This window comes from Marinomonas sp. BSi20584 (assembly GCF_002792415.1).
Classification (GTDB): domain Bacteria; phylum Pseudomonadota; class Gammaproteobacteria; order Pseudomonadales; family Marinomonadaceae; genus Marinomonas; species Marinomonas polaris.
In genome coordinates this window covers 67683-84933 of record NZ_KZ454887.1, presented here as the reverse complement: position 1 = coordinate 84933, position 17251 = coordinate 67683, and the positions used below count along the sequence as shown (strand labels likewise).

At 44.2% G+C, this 17251-nt stretch carries 14 protein-coding genes; 5 read left to right on the top strand and 9 right to left on the bottom strand.

Going from position 1 to position 17251, the window contains the following annotated elements:
- Positions 1-42 precede the first annotated feature (42 nt).
- Positions 43-1827, bottom strand: coding sequence for an IlvD/Edd family dehydratase (locus TY87_RS16840; RefSeq protein ID WP_100187955.1), 1785 nt, complete (start codon positions 1825-1827; stop codon positions 43-45).
- 72 nt (positions 1828-1899) lie between these two features.
- A complete protein-coding gene (locus TY87_RS16835) occupies positions 1900-3102 on the bottom strand; it encodes a fumarylacetoacetate hydrolase family protein (RefSeq protein WP_100187954.1) in 1203 nt (400 codons plus the stop codon).
- Between the two features lie 113 nt (positions 3103-3215).
- Between TY87_RS16835 and TY87_RS16830 the strand changes: the two genes are divergently transcribed.
- The 4 genes from TY87_RS16830 (at position 3216) to TY87_RS16815 (ending at position 7515) form a co-directional block, all read left to right on the top strand.
- Positions 3216-4184: a LysR family transcriptional regulator gene (locus tag TY87_RS16830; protein ID WP_100187953.1), complete on the top strand. Its 969-nt coding sequence runs from the start codon at positions 3216-3218 to the stop codon at positions 4182-4184.
- Positions 4185-4270: 86 nt separating this feature from the next.
- Positions 4271-5857 carry an aldehyde dehydrogenase (NADP(+)) gene (locus TY87_RS16825; RefSeq protein ID WP_100187952.1) on the top strand — a complete coding sequence of 529 codons (1587 nt, stop codon included), beginning with the start codon at positions 4271-4273 and terminating at the stop codon, positions 5855-5857.
- 28 nt (positions 5858-5885) lie between these two features.
- Positions 5886-6620, top strand: coding sequence for an SDR family oxidoreductase (locus TY87_RS16820; RefSeq protein WP_198432122.1), 735 nt, complete (start codon positions 5886-5888; stop codon positions 6618-6620).
- Between the two features lie 46 nt (positions 6621-6666).
- Positions 6667-7515, top strand: coding sequence for a fumarylacetoacetate hydrolase family protein (locus TY87_RS16815; RefSeq protein WP_100187950.1), 849 nt, complete (start codon positions 6667-6669; stop codon positions 7513-7515).
- Between the two features lie 71 nt (positions 7516-7586).
- Here the strand turns inward: TY87_RS16815 and TY87_RS16810 are convergent, their stop codons facing one another.
- From TY87_RS16810 to TY87_RS16800, 3 genes are all read right to left on the bottom strand, one after another.
- A complete protein-coding gene (locus tag TY87_RS16810) occupies positions 7587-9299 on the bottom strand; it encodes a SulP family inorganic anion transporter (protein WP_332835622.1) in 1713 nt (570 codons plus the stop codon).
- 10 nt (positions 9300-9309) lie between these two features.
- Positions 9310-10929: a bifunctional protein tyrosine phosphatase family protein/NAD(P)/FAD-dependent oxidoreductase gene (locus TY87_RS16805; protein WP_100187949.1), complete on the bottom strand. Its 1620-nt coding sequence runs from the start codon at positions 10927-10929 to the stop codon at positions 9310-9312.
- A gap of 102 nt (positions 10930-11031) precedes the next feature.
- Positions 11032-11913, bottom strand: coding sequence for an MBL fold metallo-hydrolase (locus TY87_RS16800; RefSeq protein WP_100187948.1), 882 nt, complete (start codon positions 11911-11913; stop codon positions 11032-11034).
- A gap of 227 nt (positions 11914-12140) precedes the next feature.
- Between TY87_RS16800 and TY87_RS16795 the strand changes: the two genes are divergently transcribed.
- Positions 12141-13493, top strand: a complete 1353-nt coding sequence (locus TY87_RS16795) for a sigma-54 interaction domain-containing protein (protein ID WP_100187947.1) — start codon at positions 12141-12143, stop codon at positions 13491-13493.
- Between the two features lie 15 nt (positions 13494-13508).
- Here TY87_RS16795 and TY87_RS16790 read toward each other — a convergent pair whose 3' ends face one another.
- Genes TY87_RS16790 through TY87_RS16775 form a run of 4 tightly spaced genes read right to left on the bottom strand, consistent with a single transcriptional unit; the run spans position 13509 to position 17191 of the window.
- A complete protein-coding gene (locus TY87_RS16790; protein WP_100187946.1) occupies positions 13509-14639 on the bottom strand; it encodes an ABC transporter permease in 1131 nt (376 codons plus the stop codon).
- Complete coding sequence (locus TY87_RS16785) at positions 14629-15570, bottom strand: ABC transporter ATP-binding protein (protein WP_072840408.1); 942 nt, start codon at positions 15568-15570, stop codon at positions 14629-14631. The genes TY87_RS16790 and TY87_RS16785 overlap by 11 nt, the downstream gene beginning before the upstream one ends.
- The gene (locus TY87_RS16780; RefSeq protein ID WP_100187945.1) at positions 15567-16514 is read right to left on the bottom strand and encodes an HlyD family secretion protein; all 948 of its coding nucleotides are present in this window, start codon (positions 16512-16514) and stop codon (positions 15567-15569) included. The genes TY87_RS16785 and TY87_RS16780 overlap by 4 nt, the downstream gene beginning before the upstream one ends.
- Positions 16511-17191 (bottom strand): TetR/AcrR family transcriptional regulator, encoded by a 681-nt coding sequence (locus tag TY87_RS16775; RefSeq protein WP_072840406.1) that lies wholly within the window; start codon positions 17189-17191, stop codon positions 16511-16513. Before TY87_RS16775 ends, TY87_RS16780 begins: the two co-directional genes overlap by 4 nt.
- Between the last annotated feature and the right edge of the window lie 60 nt (positions 17192-17251).

Genomic DNA, 17251 nt, shown 5'->3' with positions numbered 1-17251 from the left:
TTTTTCACCGTTATTATTTTAATTACATTAGAGAGAAATATTCTAATGTGAGTGTCTAGGTGGATTGTCTTTAGATATCACTTTTAAATGTAAGGTTGCGGGTTCTAGGCAGCCACCGGTTGAAAGTTGGCCAACAAGTTGACGATACAATTCTTGCCAAGGTGTTTGAGATGCCGGGATGTTTGGCGTCCATTCTTCACGGCGTTTGGCCATTTCCTCATCATCAATTAAAAGATTAATTGAACGATCATTGAGGTTGACCAGAAGCTTGTCGTTGGTACGAAGTAGCGCAATACCACCGCCAACAGCGGCTTCAGGGGACATATTGAGAATAGATGGGCTTGCTGATGTGCCACTTTGACGACCATCGCCAAGGCATGGCAATGATGAAATCCCTTTTTTCATTAATTCTGACGGTGGATCCATATTGACGACTTCGGCACTGCCAGGATAACCAACTGTGCCAGCACCACGAATAACCAAAATACATTTTTCATCTATGTTGAGTTCGGGGTCTTCTATTCGAGCATGATAATCTTCCGGCCCTTCAAACACGATCGCGCGAGCTTCAAATGAGTTTTCTGCACCAGGTTCAGATAAATAGGTTTTCTTGAATGCGTCACCAACCACAGACATTTTCATTATGGCGCTATCAAAAAAGTTACCACTTAGAACGATAAAACCCGCTCGATGTTTTAGTGGCGCTGCGCATTCATAAATAACATCAGCGTTATTAGTGGGGTTGGCAGTTGCAATTTCCCCGATGGTTTTGCCGCTTACTGTTTCACATTGTTCATGAAGGTAACCAGATTTTTGAAGCTCATGCAGAACCGCAGGTACGCCTCCAGCGCGATGAAACCCTTCACCAAGATGTTTACCAGCAGGCATGCAATTGACTATTAGAGGCACATTTTCACCGACTTCCTGCCAGTCATTAAGTGATAAATCTATGCCCATGTGACGTGCAATGGCGATTAGGTGAGGAGGGCAATTTGTGGATGCGCCAAGTGCGGAAGCAACCACAATAGCATTATGAAATGATTCTTTAGTCATGATCTGTGAAGGGCGAATATCATTAAGTACCAGTTCACAAATACGCTTGCCCGTTGCATAGGCCATTTGTCCGCGCTCTCTGTACGGTGCCGGTATACTAGCGCACCCAGGTAATGACATGCCTAAGGCTTCAGCCAGAGCATTCATTGATAACGCTGTGCCCATGGTATTGCAATGGCCAATGGATGGGGATGCAGCGGTTGTCATCTCCATAAAGCCTTCGTAGTCAATCTTCCCTGTTGCTAATAATTTACGAGAACTCCAGATAACGGTGCCAGAACCGATTAGCTCACCTTTATGGTGTCCATCCAACATAGGTCCACCAGATAAAACAATCGCAGGTAAGTCGGTTGTGGCTGCAGCCATGAGACAAGCAGGGGTCGTTTTGTCGCAACCTGTGGTTAGTACTACGCCATCTAAAGGATAGCCGTGGAGTATTTCGACTAATCCTAAGTACGCTAAATTACGATCCAGTGCCGCTGTTGGGCGACGACTTTGCTCGGCAATTGGGTGGACTGGAAATTCCATTGGTATACCGCCTGCATCACGAATACCTTCTTTAATTCGTTGTGCTAGTTGTACGTGATGGCGATTACAAGGTGTTAAATCACTTCCTGTCTGAGCTATGCCGATAATAGGTCGACCTGATTGAAGCTCTTCACGAGTCAGGCCTTGGTTCATGTAGCGCTCTACATAAAGCGCTGTCATATCGGCGTGGCTTGGATCATCAAACCATTGCTGACTGCGTAAGCGAAACTTATTATTATTTTGCATGTGAATATCTCTGTGTTTTTTAATTATGCGGCGCTATTCCCATCATCAAATATTCGTTGATGATTCAACTCGTTATTTACTGACAAAGTTATTTTTAGCTTTTAATAAACCGCGGTGAGTTAAGTTATTGATGAGTGAGTTGATACCAAACTCCCATGGCTTTGCATCGCTGCTGTAAGTGACGGTGTTGTATAGCGTGCCAAGTTTTGGGCTGCTAATGATGACTGTGTCGCCTAGCTTATGCGTAAAACCGCCGCCAATATGATCACGATCTTGAGTAGGTGAGAATAGCGTCCCTAGAAATAAGAAAAAGCCATCAGGATATTGGTGATTTTCGTTAATAGTCTGCTGAACAAGATCTACTGGGCTACGACTTATTTTTATCATGGAAGACAGCCCTTCTAGGGTGTAACCGTCGGTGCCTTTTACTTGAAGAGTAACTTCGCAAGTATGCACATCCTCTAAGGTGAAGTTATCGTCAAATAAACGAATGAAAGGGCCAATGGCACAAGAGGCGTTGTTGTCTTTTGCTTTGCTAAGTAGCAGTGCGCTACGACCTTCGAAATCACGTAAATTTACATCGTTTCCTAGGGTTGCGCCTTGTATCTTACCTTTGCTGTTTACGGCTAGAACAATTTCAGGCTCAGGATTGTTCCACTCAGATTTCGGATGAATACCAATGGATTTTCCGCTTCCGATAGCCGATAAAACGGGGGCTTTTGTGAAAATTTCCGCATCTGGGCCAATACCGACTTCTAGATATTGTGACCACATGCCTTTTTCTATTAACAGTTCTTTCAACTGTGTAGCTTTTTCAGAGCCAGGCTCAACGGAACTTAGGTTATCGCCAATAACGCCTTCTACTAAAACTCGGATGGCTTTCGCTTTTGAAGGATTACCTCCCGCTTGTTCTTCGATTACTCGTTCAATCATGCTTGAGGCAAATGTGACGCCTGCGGCTTTAATAACTTGAAGATCGGCTGGAGCGAGTAGATAGGCTTGATCAGTGTTGGCTGAATCATGGGTGTTGTCCAGTAGATCCTCTAGACTGCATAGGAATGTTCCTTCGACGTCTTTAAGTTGTTCTACAGGATGATCGTTTTCTAGGAATTCACTTAGTGTTGCAAAGTGTGTCGATATATCAAAAACATTGTTTTCGCGAATGACAACGAGTGATGGGCCTGAAGGATTGCCTGGAGACCAAACGCGGCCAATAAGAGTCGCTTGGTTCGCATCGACTGGTAGGGTGTTTTTTGTTGTAAGTTTGATCGACATAATTGGTATTTCCTTATTCTTGTTGGAATGTACATTAAGATGGGGAATCGATAAAATCCAATGACATATAGTTAATATTTGATAACTGGTGGTTATTGATTGAAGGAAGGGTTATGTCACATTTTTCATTTTCAACGTTTTGTAATTGGATAAAATTTAGGCATCTTTATTTATTAGATTCACTTGGGCGTACAAAAAATATGCACTTGACTGCACAGCAAATGAATTTGAGCCAGCCAGCAGTGAGCAAGATGCTCAAAGAAATTGAGGGGTTGCTTGGTTTTGAAGTGTTTGATCGACTGCCGCGAAGTATGGCGCCGACTACTCTAGGGGAGCATGTTATTCGATATGCACATATGACCTTAAATGATGCTAATGGTTTTGTTGAGCAAATTACTAGCTTGCATAAAGGTGGACATGGTTACTTAAAAGTAGGGGGGATTTTTGCCGCTACCTCAGCGGTCCTTCCTGAAGCGATTATGGAAATAAAGAAACGTTCCCCTTTGTTGAATGTTGAAGTGGTTGAACAAACAAGTGGGAACTTGATGAAAATGTTGGAAGAAAAGACGTTGGATTTAGCAATAGGTCGCTTTTCAGAGCAAGGACAGCAACAAAATTTCGACTTTACTCCCTTAGCTCCTGAAAAATTTTGCTTAGTCGCCAATTCAAGCCATCCTCTTAGCGGAGAGGAGACGGTTTCACTTGAAAAGCTCTTTGAATGGCCTTGGTTGCTATACCCTAAGGGGACACCGATTAGAGACCGTATGGAAGAATCTTTCGCTAAAGCAGGGGTAGCATTACCGCAAGATATTGTGGTGACGATATCTGTGCAGACTTTTCTTGAATTGCTTCAGCGAGGTCCAATGATTGGTATGCTACCAACCGTTATGGTTAAGCCTCATGTAGAAAGTGGTGTTTTAACTGTGCTTAAAACACCGTTGGATTTAGTGCCCCAATATTACGGTATCTTAACAAGGAAAAATGAAGCGTTAGTCGGTCCTGCATTAGAGTTTGCCAATATTCTTCAGCATAATGCTCAACAAATATTGGCGGCTGAAAAACAACCAATTGATATTGTTTAGTTATCAGTTGATCAGTAAAAACCATTGGTAAGTGATCGATATCAGACCTAAATTACCGTGAATAACAAAAACGGTATGGGAAATTTATGTCTGATTACAACGGTTACAATTTTATTGGAAATACTCGTAGTGCAAGAGGGGATGTTGTTTTAAAGAGTTGGGATGCCACAACTGGACTTGAGTTGGCTCCTTCATTTTATCAAGCAACGATGGATGAAGTTGATTCCGCCTGTAAAATCGCTTCATCGGCCTTTCCGCTTTATAGCAAGCTATCCGCAACTCGTCGTGCAGAGTTTTTAAACAAGATTGCTGATGAATTAGACATTCTAGGAAAAGACTTTGTTGATTTGGTTCAGCAAGAAACCGCCTTGGATGAAGCCCGTATAAAAGGTGAATGCGGCCGTACGAGTAATCAAATGAGGTTATTCGCTGATTTATTGACCCGTGGCGACTTTTACGATGCCAGAATAGATACCGCAATGCCAGATAGACGCCCTTTACCTCGCGCTGATATACGTCAATGTCGTGTTGGTCTTGGTCCTATCGCTGTATTTGGCGCCAGTAATTTTCCATTAGCCTTCTCAACGGCTGGTGGCGATACTGCTTCAGCTCTTGCAGCCGGTTGTCCAGTAGTATTCAAAGCCCATAGTGGGCATATGGGGACGGCTGAAAAAGTTGCTCTTGCTATCCTCAGAGCAGCCGAACAAACGTCTATGCCTGATGGTGTATTCAGCATGATATTTGGATCGGGTGTTGGTAAAGCATTAGTTAATCATCCAGCTATTAAAGCAGTAGGTTTTACTGGTTCTTTGGCTGGTGGTAAGGCTATATGTGATATGGCGGCAACTAGACCTCATCCAATTCCCGTTTTCGCTGAGATGAGTAGTATCAACCCCGTTATTTTATTGCCTCAAGCTTTAGAAAATAGAGGTGATTTGATTGCAACGCAACTAGCTGATTCTGTGGTCTTGGGGGTTGGGCAATTCTGTACTAATCCAGGTCTCATTGTTGGTATCCGTTCGTCAAAATTTAGCACTTTTATCAAGCAGCTCTCCTCTGAAATATCACTCAAACCAAGTAAGACAATGCTAAATAGCGGCACTTTGAATAGCTATCAAAAAGGGTGCGACGCTTTACAAAATCATCCATCAATTAAAATCTTAGCCAGTGCTGAGAGCGTTGAAAACAAAGCCACTGCTTATTTATTTCAGGCTGAATCCAGTTTATTGCTGAGTGGCAGTGAGCTACTGCAAGAAGAAGTATTCGGTCCAGCTACCGTTATTGTCGAAGTGAATGACATGGAAGAATTACGAGCGTGTATTTCGGCTATGCATGGCCAACTGACAGCTACTTTAATTGGTGAATCCGAGGAGCTAGCTGAGTCTCAGGAATTACTTTCATTGCTCGAAGAAAAAGCGGGTCGAGTACTTATCAATGGTTATCCAACAGGCGTTGAAGTGTGTGATGCTATGGTACATGGCGGACCATTTCCGGCCACTTCAGATTCTCGTGGTACATCGGTGGGGACTTTGTCTATCGACCGATTCTTACGCCTAGTTTGTTTTCAAAATTATCCCAACTCACTTCTCCCCGAAGCGTTAAAAAATAGCAATCCGCTCAATATTGAACGCTTAGTAAACGGTGTAAACACTAAAAGCCTTATTGAAGAATAACCATAAAAAATCGTAAGGAGATATCCCAATGAAGGGTAAAAAAGTACTTATAACAGCAGCAGGTCAAGGAATTGGTTTATCTAGTGCAAAAGCATTTTTAGATGCGGGAGCGGAGGTTTTTGGGACGGATATTGATATTCGTAACCTGCAAGCAATAGCAGGATTAAAAGCGCTATATCTTGATGTGACTTCTGAGGCTGGAATTGTCAATCTGCTAGATCAAGTCGGCAATATAGACGTCCTTTTTAACTGCGCTGGCTATGTACACGCAGGGGATATTCTGGCGTGTGACGAGGTGGCATGGAGTAAATCGTTTGATCTTAATGTTACGGCGATGTACCGAATGATTCGTGCTTTCTTACCTGGAATGATTGAGCAGGGTGGAGGCTCAATCATCAATATGGCATCAGTGGCATCTAGTATTAAAGGTGTACCTAATCGCTTTGCGTACACAGCAAGTAAGGCGGCAGTTATAGGGCTAACAAAATCCATAGCATCTGATTTTATTGGTAAAGGCATTCGCTGCAATGCTATATGCCCAGGTACGGTCGATTCTCCATCTTTGCGTCAACGAATCTCTGAACAAGCTCTACAACAAGGGCTAACTGAGGAGGCCGTCTTTAATCAATTTATTGATCGACAGCCAATGGGGCGCATAGGGCATCCTGATGAAATTGCCAAATTAGCCCTATATCTAGGTTCCGATCAGTCTAGTTATACAACTGGAACGGTGCAAATTATTGATGGTGGTATGAGTATTTAGTGTTTGTACTCGCTGAAAACAGTATTCGAAATGGTAGGAGATAACATTGAAATTATTACGATATGGTATTAAAGGGTCTGAGAAACCAGGTGTACTTGATGATCAGGGCCAAATTCGCGATCTATCTGGCTATATTGATGATATTTCTGGTAGCGCTTTAAGTGATGAGGCGATATCTAATTTGAGAAAGCTGGATTTGAATACCCTTCCTAAAGTGGCTGGAAATCCGCGTATTGGTTCATGTGTAAACCATGTTGGAAAGTTTATTTGTATTGGCTTGAACTATGCTGATCATGCCGCAGAGGCCAATATGCCAGTTCCAGAAGAGCCAATCATTTTCAACAAATGGACGAGCGCAATATCGGGCCCAAATGATGATGTTGAAATACCTATTGGCTCAACGAAAACAGATTGGGAAGTCGAGCTGGGTGTTGTTATCGGTAAAGCAGGGCGTTATATATCAGAGTCGGACGCAATGGATTATGTTGCAGGGTACTGCGTTATCAATGACGTCTCTGAGCGTGAGTGGCAAATTGAACGTGGCGGCACTTGGGACAAGGGTAAAGGTTTTGATACGTTTGGCCCAATTGGCCCATGGTTAGTGACGAGAGATGAGGTTCCAAATCCTCATGAATTAGGCTTGTGGTTGGAAGTTGATGGACATCGTTATCAAAACGGAAATACCAACACTTTGATTTTTAAGATCCCAGAAATTATTTCCTATTTGAGCCGCTGCATGAGTTTGCAACCAGGTGACATTATTTCAACCGGTACTCCGCTGGGAGTGGGAATGGGGATTAAGCCTAATGCCGTTTATTTGAAGCCTGGTCAGACAATGAAACTAGGAATAGATGGGCTTGGGGAGCAACAGCAGTTTACGGTTGCAGCAAAATAATACGTAGAAACTGAAATGCAAATTTGAGGCCTCCAGTTTACCCGGTGACCTCAAATTTATTAGCTTAAATTCTAGCTATAGGTAATATCTTTAAACGCTTGGAATTGCGATAAATACACTTTGCCATTGAGGTGTTGCAGGAATCCGCTGCATTCTAGGTGATCCATTACTGGGCCTTTTACCTCCGAAAGCGAGAGTTTAATGTTCAAGCTTTTTAGTTGCAGGTTCAGGGCTTCGAGCATTTCTAAGGCGCTGAAATCAATTTCATTCACGGCGCTGCATTGAATCACCACATGGTTAATTTCTTTGCGTTGGCTAATGGTGTCGATGATGTGATCTTCCAAAAACGTCGCGTTGGCAAAGAACAGGCTCTCGTCTGGTCGTAAACAAAGCAATTGAGGTGAGGTTTCCACCTCATAGCGTTTCACATTGCGAAAGTGTTCAGTGTCCTTGATTAAGCCAACTTCGGCCACGTGCGGTTTGGACGTACGATACAAATGCAAGGCAATGGACAATGCCACGCCAGAAGCCACGCCAACTTCCACACCCAGCAATAAAGTAATCACAATAGTCGCGAGCACTGCATAGAAATCACTGCGGGAAAACTGCCAGGTTTTTTTCAAGATAGAAAAATCGATCAGGGTTGTGACCGCCACAATGATGGTCGCCGCCAGTGTGGCTTTAGGCAAAAAGTACAGCATAGGCGTTAATAACAAAGACGCGATCATAATGCCAAGAGCCGTCATGATGCTGGCAAGCTGAGTCACTGCACCGGCGTCAAAGTTCACCACGGAACGCGAGAATCCACCTGTCACTGGAAAACCACCAGACACGCCAGACGCAATGTTTGCTGCGCCTAATCCGATAAGTTCTTGGTTAGGTTTGACTTTTTCGCGTCTTTTAGCACCTAAAGTTTTACCAACCGAGATGGATTCAACATAACCAATAATCGAAATCATCAGCGCAGGCAAAGCGAGTTCTTTGATTAATTCCAGCGATGGCAAAGTGAATGTTAAGCTCGGCAATCCTGCTGGAATGTGTCCTGTTATCGCTACGCCATGAGATTGCAGATCATAGAGATAGACAATCGCAAGGCTAGAAAGTACGCCAAGAATCGGAGCGGTTTTCGCCAACGATGCGGCTGATGCTTCGGGAACCTTTAGCATGATCAAAAAACGTTTCGCGTGACGACGAGCCAACAGCAAAAATGCGATCACAGAAACGCCAATCACAAAGGTCATAGGTTTAAATTGACCGATGTTTTCCAGCATAGAAAGTAATTGCGTAACGACATTATCGCCATGGGCTTGGATGCCCAGAATGTGCTTTAACTGACTGAGTGCAATAATGATCCCAGACGCAGAAATAAACCCCGAAATCACTGAGTGAGAAAGCAGGTTAGTAACCATGCCAAGCTTCATTACGCCCATGATTACCAACATGGCGCCAGACAATAGAGCGAGAGTAATCGCGCCAGTAAGGTAACTGGCAGTGCCTTGTTCTGCAATGACCGCGAGTGACGTCGCTGTCATCAGTGACGCCACGGCAACCGGGCCAACCGACAGTGATGTGCTGGTGCCAAATAAGGCGTACAAAACCAAAGGCAAGATACTGGAATATAAGCCTACTTCTGGTGGTACCCCAGCCAACATGGCGTAAGCCAGTGACTGAGGAATCAGCAACATGGTGACGATAAACGCCGCGGTGGCGTCTTGGCTAAATTGCCCACGGTTATAGGTCTTTAGCCAAGACAGGGCGGGAATGAAACGTTCAATGGTCATCATGAAGCTCTCGTTACTTACGCATTGTTGGTTTAACAAACCATTCATAGCCTTTCAGCATGCCGTGCCAGTAGAAAGGAGGCAGCAAGTCTTCTTTTAACACCCAAGCGAGATAGGTGGGTTTGGTACCATCGTTCAGCCATGTCGGGAAGGTTGGTAGCAGCTTTCCGCCGTAACCAAATTCTGCCAAGACAATCTTGCCGCGCTCAACGGTAAGTGGGCAGGAGCCGTAGCCGTCGTAAATGGCTCTTATCGTATTTCCGTCCATAGCATCAGCAATATTTTGTGCCACGACAGGTGCTTGTTTACGAGCCGCCGCCATGGTTTTTGCGTTTGGCGTATTACTTACATCACCTAATGACCAAATATTTTTGAATGAGGTATGTTGCAAGGTTTCTTTATCGACATCGACCCAGCCAGCTGCATCAACTAATGGACTATTACGAATGAAGTTTGGTGCAGTTTGTGGTGGGCAAACATGCAACATATCGAACTCGGTCTCTACGATGCTTTTCTCGCCATCTTTGTTTGTGGTGGCAAAATAGGCGCGTTTATTTGGACCGTCCACTTTGACTAGGTTGTGAGTGAAGTGAGTATTAACTTGGTATTTTTGAATATAACTTTCCAAAGCAGGAACATATTCAGGCACGCCAAATAACACAGCACCTGCGTTGTAAAAAGATACGTTAATGTCTTTTTGTTTGTCGTTCTTCAACCAATGGTCACAAGATAGATACATGGCTTTTTGTGGCGCGCCGGCGCATTTGATCGGCATTGGCGGTTGGGTGAATACGGCTTTGCCACCGTTTAAATTTTTCACCAATTCCCATGTATAAGGTGCTAAGTCGTAACGATAATTTGAGGTCACACCGTTGCGACCTAAAGTGTCTGATAAGCCTTCAATAGCATCCCAATTAAGCTTGATACCAGCCGCTACGACTAGATATTGATAAGCGATTTTCTGGCCGTTTTCGAGTACGACTTGATTCTCATTCGGCAAGAAAGTTTTTACCGCTTCTTTCAGCCATTTTGTATGCGCTGGAATAACATCAGACATGTTGCGGCGGGTATTGGCTGCTTTAAACACACCGCCGCCTACAAGCGTCCAACCGGGCTGATAAAAATGACTTTCGGCTGGATCAATCAAACAAATTTTCAAGCCAGGTTTGCGTTTTAATAAACTAGCGGCAGTTGAAATACCGGCTGAGCCTGCACCGACTACTACAACATCGTATTGGGCTGTTGTTTTATTGTCTTCTTTAGATGGTGCTTTGTCGTCTTGTGCGATAGGTGTTTCGGTAGTTGAAGCGTCCTGAGCCGCTTGCCAAATTTGGCTGGAGCGATTACCCGTTCGGCAATAAGCGTGAACATTTTCGGCATTTTGTATTGCAGCTTGAAAAGCAGTTATGTCCGAAGCCGTCATTTGCCCGCCAGCAAACGGAATGTGTTTAGCTTTGATATTTTTTTCTTCTGCATAAGCGGCAACATCAGCAAAAGGTAGTTGTCCTTCCTCTTCACCATCTGGTCGATTACAAATGATAAGCGTGACACCAGATTCTGCTAAAGCGTCCACATCGTCTAAACTGATCTGCTCAGATACGGAATAGTTGTCTGTGATTTTTTTGCGTAACATGGCTGTTCTCTCGATTTGGGCCCCTGCACGATTACTGCAATTGTGACATCGTGAAACGGCATCTATTTATTATTGGTCGTTAGTTGCTCTTGTTGTTACGGTTTACTTAAACGCATTCAAAGGAATCTTTAAGTAAGACAAACCGTTACTTTCTGCTTCTGGCATATGTCCGGCTCTCATATTGATTTGCAGTGATGGCAAAATCAGGCGAGGCATGGCTAATGTTTTGTCGCGGGTTTCACGTAAATCTACAAAGGTCGATTTGCTGATGCCTTGCTTAACGTGAATGTTGAATTCACGCTGCGCTTTTACGGTAGTTTCATATTCCAATTCACGGCCATTCGGGCAGTAGTCATGGCACATAAAAATGCGGTGATCTTCTGGTAGTGCCAGGATTCTTTGTACAGAATCGAACAATATACCTGCGTCGCCACCGGGGAAATCAGCACGTGCGGTGCCGGCATCTGGCATGAACAAGGTATCACCAACAAATACGGCATCCCCTAAAACATGGGTGAAGCAAGCTGGCGTATGACCCGGAGTATGAAGGGCGGTGCACTGCATTTCACCAATTTGAAATTGCTCGCCATCTTCGAATAAAAAGTCAAACTGCGAACCGTCATGTAAGAAGTCAGCACCTTCGTTGAATACTTTGGCAAAGGTTTCTTGAACTGTGGTGATTTGTTCGCCAATACCAATTTTGCCGCCGACTTTGCTTTGAATGTATGGCGCAGCAGAAATATGGTCTGCATGGACATGAGTTTCAATTAACCATTCCACTTTTAGTTTGTGGGTGGTGACGTACGCAATAATTTCGTCAGCACCTTTATGAGAAGTACCGCCAGAGGCATAGTCAAAATCCAATACACTGTCGACAATGGCACAGCTAGAAGATGCTGGATCTTTAACGACATAAGAGAAAGTATTGGAGTCTTTATCAAAAAAAGCCGCTACATCAGGCTTGGTTACAATCGTGTTTGTCATGTTTCACCTCGTTATCAAATTTTCCACACGTTCAAATAGTCTATTTATTTGATGGATTTATAGGTTAAGTAAGGCAGAAAGTGTGCCAAGGTTTTATCTTTTAATTAACTGTATGAAATATAAAGAATTAATTTTTAACAAGAAGAAAGTTTTTAAATTAGAATTGACTAATGTTTTGCTAGTTGTCATATTTGACGTCAAGTTTTGACAAAAATGGCAAATGTTTTATGAATATCATCGCATCCGATTCTTCCTCCTTTGATGGACTTGCCAGCATGTTAGAAGGCTACGATTGTCCTGCTATATTAGTATCGGTGGATTATCGAATTCTTGCCATTAATCAGCATTATCGAGACGAATTTGGTGATGTTCCTTTGCAGCAGAACAAGCGTTGCTTTGAAGTTTCCCATGGCTATAGCGTGCCTTGTGATGAAGCGGGTGAGGATTGTCCTTTGTCGGCAACCTTGCAATCAGGCCGCAAAGAACGAGTGCTGCATATCCACCAAACGCCAAGAGGCAAAGAGCACGTCGATGTAGAAATGCTGCCGATTCATGACAGCCAAGGTCAATTGCTGTTTTTTGTCGAGCTATTGCGCTCTGTGTCAGTAGCTAGTGTGCAAGACAGCAGTAAAAAATTGGTCGGTTCGAGTAAGTCTTTTAATCGCATGTTGGAAAAAATCACCCGTGTTAGTCATAGCGACGCGTCTGTTTTATTACTTGGAGAATCCGGTAGCGGCAAGGAGCTGGTCGCGCACGCGGTTCACCAAGGCGGTCATAGAGCGAGTAATTCCATGGTGACATTAGAATGTGCAGGGCTGACGGATTCTTTGTTTGAAAGCGAGCTATTTGGTCATGTAAAAGGCTCGTTTACTGGCGCGCATAGCAACCGAGTAGGATTAGTTGAGCTGGCTAATGGTGGCACACTGTTTTTAGACGAAATCGGCGATGTTCCGCTATCAATGCAAGTTAAGCTATTGCGACTTATTGAAACGGGCGCTTTTCGTCCGGTTGGTTCTTCAACCGTGAAGCACACTAATTTTCGATTAATTTGTGCAACTCACAAAAATTTAGCACAAATGGTGAAAGCAGGTGAGTTCCGCCAAGATTTATACTATCGGATCAACGTGTTTCCAATACATGTGCCTTCCTTAAGAGAACGACAAGATGACTTAGTCTTGTTAACCAACACCTTGTTAAAACGTATTAGTGAGCGAAAGGAATACCATCTTACTGATTCGGCGATGCAAGTATTAAAGCAATACGATTTCCCTGGCAATATTCGAGAGCTAAGTAACATCCTCAATCGCGCAACACTCTTAACTGATACGAATATGATTGAGCGAAGCACTATTCAAGAATGTTTGGAGATCGATCGTGAGCTTGATCCGCTGGTGGATACTTCATCAGCTTCTCAATCGTTAAGTATTACTGATGCTGGTGAAGACAAAGAATGGCTGGACTTAAAAACCGCAGAAAAACGCTACTTATCAGAACTCATGGCATTTCATCATGACGATAAAGAGCAAGTTGCCAAAGTCGCTGGAATCAGCCTGCGATCCTTGTATCGGAAGTTAGAATGAGGCGACTAGTAATGTCTACCCCAATGTCTTCTTGAATCGTAACGAAGCAATGATTATTCCGCCGATAGTAAAGAGTCCTAGCCATAATGCATCTTTTCCTAATAAAAGCAGACTGGCATCTCGCAAGGCGATAGCACGGATCATGCGCATGAAATGCGTTACTGGTAAGGCTTCGGCAATCCATTGAGCAGCGACCGGCATGGCATCGTAAGGAAACATAAATCCCGAGAGCAATATTGATGGCAAGAGAATAAATATGGTCATCTGCATCGATTGCAATTGCGTTTTTGCAATGGTGGAAAGCACTAAGCCAAGGGTTAAGCTGGCAAAAATGAACAGAATAGAGCTGCCGAGTAGTGACAGAATACTGCCTTTAATCGGCACAGAAAACATCCAATGACCCACGCATAAAATAATAGCGACTTGTAAGAGCCCGACTAAAACGTAAGGCGCTATTTTTCCTATCATGAGTTCGATAGAACGCACTGGTGTGGTGATGAGAAACTCCATATTGCCATGCTCGCTTTCTCTTACTATGGCCGATGACGTAAATAAAATCATTGTCATGGTTAGAATCACTGCCACTAAACCTGGCACGATATTCACCACGGTTCTTTGTTCTGGATTGAAGTATTGCACGACTTCGAAACTCGGCGCGGTGCGTGTCGCGGTATGGTTGGCCACTTCGTCTAAGGGCATATTGCGCAATGCTCTGATGGTAGATGCAATGACGGTATCCGAGCCGTCGACTATCCATTGCCCTATTGGCAGAGTGAGTGGTGAATCAGTCTGTTTATGATCGTAGAGCGGGTGATTGAATAGACGGCGAGTCATGTCTGCTGGCAAATACAGTACAGCTCTGATCTCGCCTTTGGTAATTGCGACTTCGGCCTCTTTTATGGAGCGATAACGAGCAATAAAGTCGACAGATTGAGTGGCTACCAGTGCTTGTTCAACTGCTCGGCTTTCCGATGTTTGACTGAGGTCGACAAGACCAACGTGAATGTGTCTAGCATCGGTGTTAATCGCATAACCAAACAGCATAAGTTGTACCAGCGGTATCATGATAATCATGCCGAAGGTCATTCTGTCTCGGGAAAGCTGCTTTAATTCTTTGATGAAAATAGCATAGATTCTAATCCACATAGCGGTCTCCGGTGCAGGTAACAAACACGTCTTCAAGGCTAGGACGAGCCAATACAGTTTCTCTGCCATCACTGAGTGTCGAGATAAGGCTGAGAGGATCTTGTACTTTTTTCTTCACTAGCACTCTTAGATGCGCGCCAATTTGTGCTGCAGAGAGAATTTCTGGGTGCTGGGTTAGTGTCTGTTTGAGTTGTCTTAACTTGTTGCCACTGACTTCCACGACGGTGGCAGGCATAGCATCCATCAAGGCTTGAGGAGAGCCATCGGCGCGTTTATTGCCTTCTTCCATAATTGCCAAGGCATGACAGCGTTCTGCTTCATCCATGTAATGGGTGGACACTAAAATGGTGGTGCCAGCGGCGCAAAGGTCGAACAATCTTTCCCAAAACTCACGGCGATTTTCTGGGTCAACCGCAGAGGTCGGCTCATCGAGAAATAACAACTCAGGAGAATGTAGTGTGGCGCAGGCAAGAGCAAGGCGCTGTTTTTGTCCGCCACTCATGGAGCCAGCAAACTGTTTCGCTTGTTTTTCTAAATCGTATAAAGCGAGTAATTCTTCGAGGCGGGCTTTTTTGCGCTTCCCTACAAAACCATAAATAGCACCGACAAAATTTAGATTCTCTTGAACGGTAAGGTCATCGTATAAAGAGAATTTTTGCGTCATATAGCCGATACGTTTTTTCAACGCTTCTTCATGACCTAATAGCGGGTTGCCCAAAATAGTGACGTCACCTTCACTGGCTTCTAATAACCCAGTGAGCAGACGAATGCTGGTGGATTTTCCGCAACCATTGGGGCCAAGAAAGCCATAAATGCTGCCTTTAGGGATTTTTAAATCCAGTTTATTTACCGCAATGTTGTTGCCAAAATGCTTGCTTAATCCCTTGGCTTCAATGGCGTATTCTACTTGTTCTGACTCGTTAGAGATCATGGTAGGCGCACCTCAACAGCAAGTCCTGTAGGTAGCTGGTCCGCATCAATTAGATTGATGTCAGTCAGATACATCAGACGAGCTCTGTCTCGTTCGTTGAGGGCATAAAATGGCGTATAAGCGGGTTGTGAACGGATATTTCGCACACGACCCTTGATGGGCGATTCGATACCATCAGCAAACACCTCAATAGTGTCGCCAGCTTTGATCTTGGTTAACGCGCTGGCAGGCAAATAAACTCTTGCATAAGGGTGACCAGAAGACAGCAAGCTAATTAACTGAGTGCCTGCGGTAACACGATCTCCTTCGTGCCAAGGCAGTGTGTCAATCGTACCATCAATTGGCGCTTTGATGGTGAGGTCTTCACGGGCTTTGGTTTGCCATTCAAGGGCGGCCTGTGCGGCTTGCACCTTGGCATTGGATTGGGCAATGTCTTCTTCACGGGCACCATTTTTTAACTCTAACCATTGATCATGAGCTTGCTGTGCTTTGGCCTTATTACTGTCTCTCGAAGCTTTAGCCGCATCGAAATCGGCTTTGCCAACGACTTTGCTTTTATACAGTTTGTCGTAACGTTGGAACTTTAGCTCCGCTTCTTTACTGGCGGCTTGAGTGGCTTCTAGTGCGGCTAATGATGCACTTAATTGTTCTGGGCGTGTGCCAGCAGTAAGCTCACTGAGGGCGGCATTGGCTTGAGCAAGCTCGGCTTCGCGCTGCGCTATAAGTGAGTCGGCACTGCGAGTGTCTAAGCGTAACAATGTGTCGCCTTGGGAGACTTGTTGTCCTTCGCTGACCTTTACTAAAACAATTTGTTCTGCCGCTGGGGCCGATAAGGTGATTCTATCGCGTTCAATATTGCCCATGGCGTAAGTTGACTCTTCTGACTGGCAAGCGGTAAGCAAAGTCAGCACAAGTACGGATAGTAGAATATGACGTGTTTTCATTTTTGCTCACCTTTGGTGCTGCTGGATGATGGCTGTTGTGATGGAAAGGTGAAAAGTCCTTGTTCTAGCAGTGTTTGGTTATGATCCGCTAGATTTAATAACCAGTCTTCTTTGAGTTCGACCCCAAGTTGCTGCTGAAGGTATTTTGGCGCCAACACAGGGAAAATCATCAAGCTAACAAAACTAAGACGAATCCATGCTGGATTAAGGTTTGGATTAATTTGCTTTTGCTTTTCAAACGCCTCGATCCATTTTTCTGATCGTTTCAAGATGTTGTCGATAATGCCCGTCAAAATACCAAACGCTTCGGGGTTATCTTGTTGGTTTATCACCTGCAAAATCAATTTTGGCAGCATGGGATTGTTGGCAATCATGCGATAGTAGGTTTGCATCAGTAACAATGGATTGGGTGGAGTGTTGGGGTCAATATCGGCTTGGAATTGTTCGATAACTGGAGCTAAGGTTTCTTGTATGGTTGCTTCGAATAAACCTGCTTTTGAACCGAAGTAGTAACGAATCATAGCCGCATCTACTCCCGCCGAGAGGGCGATTTTTCGAGTCGATACCTTGTCAAAACCCTGTTCAGAGAAACAACGCTTGGCGGCAGCAATTAAACTGCTGCGAGCGGAATCTTGATTCTTATCAGACTGTTTAGGGCGCCCCATTCGGGTGGTCATTGTTGGCTCCAATTATTAATTCATCTAGTGATGAATATAGGCCATATATCCACAATGAGT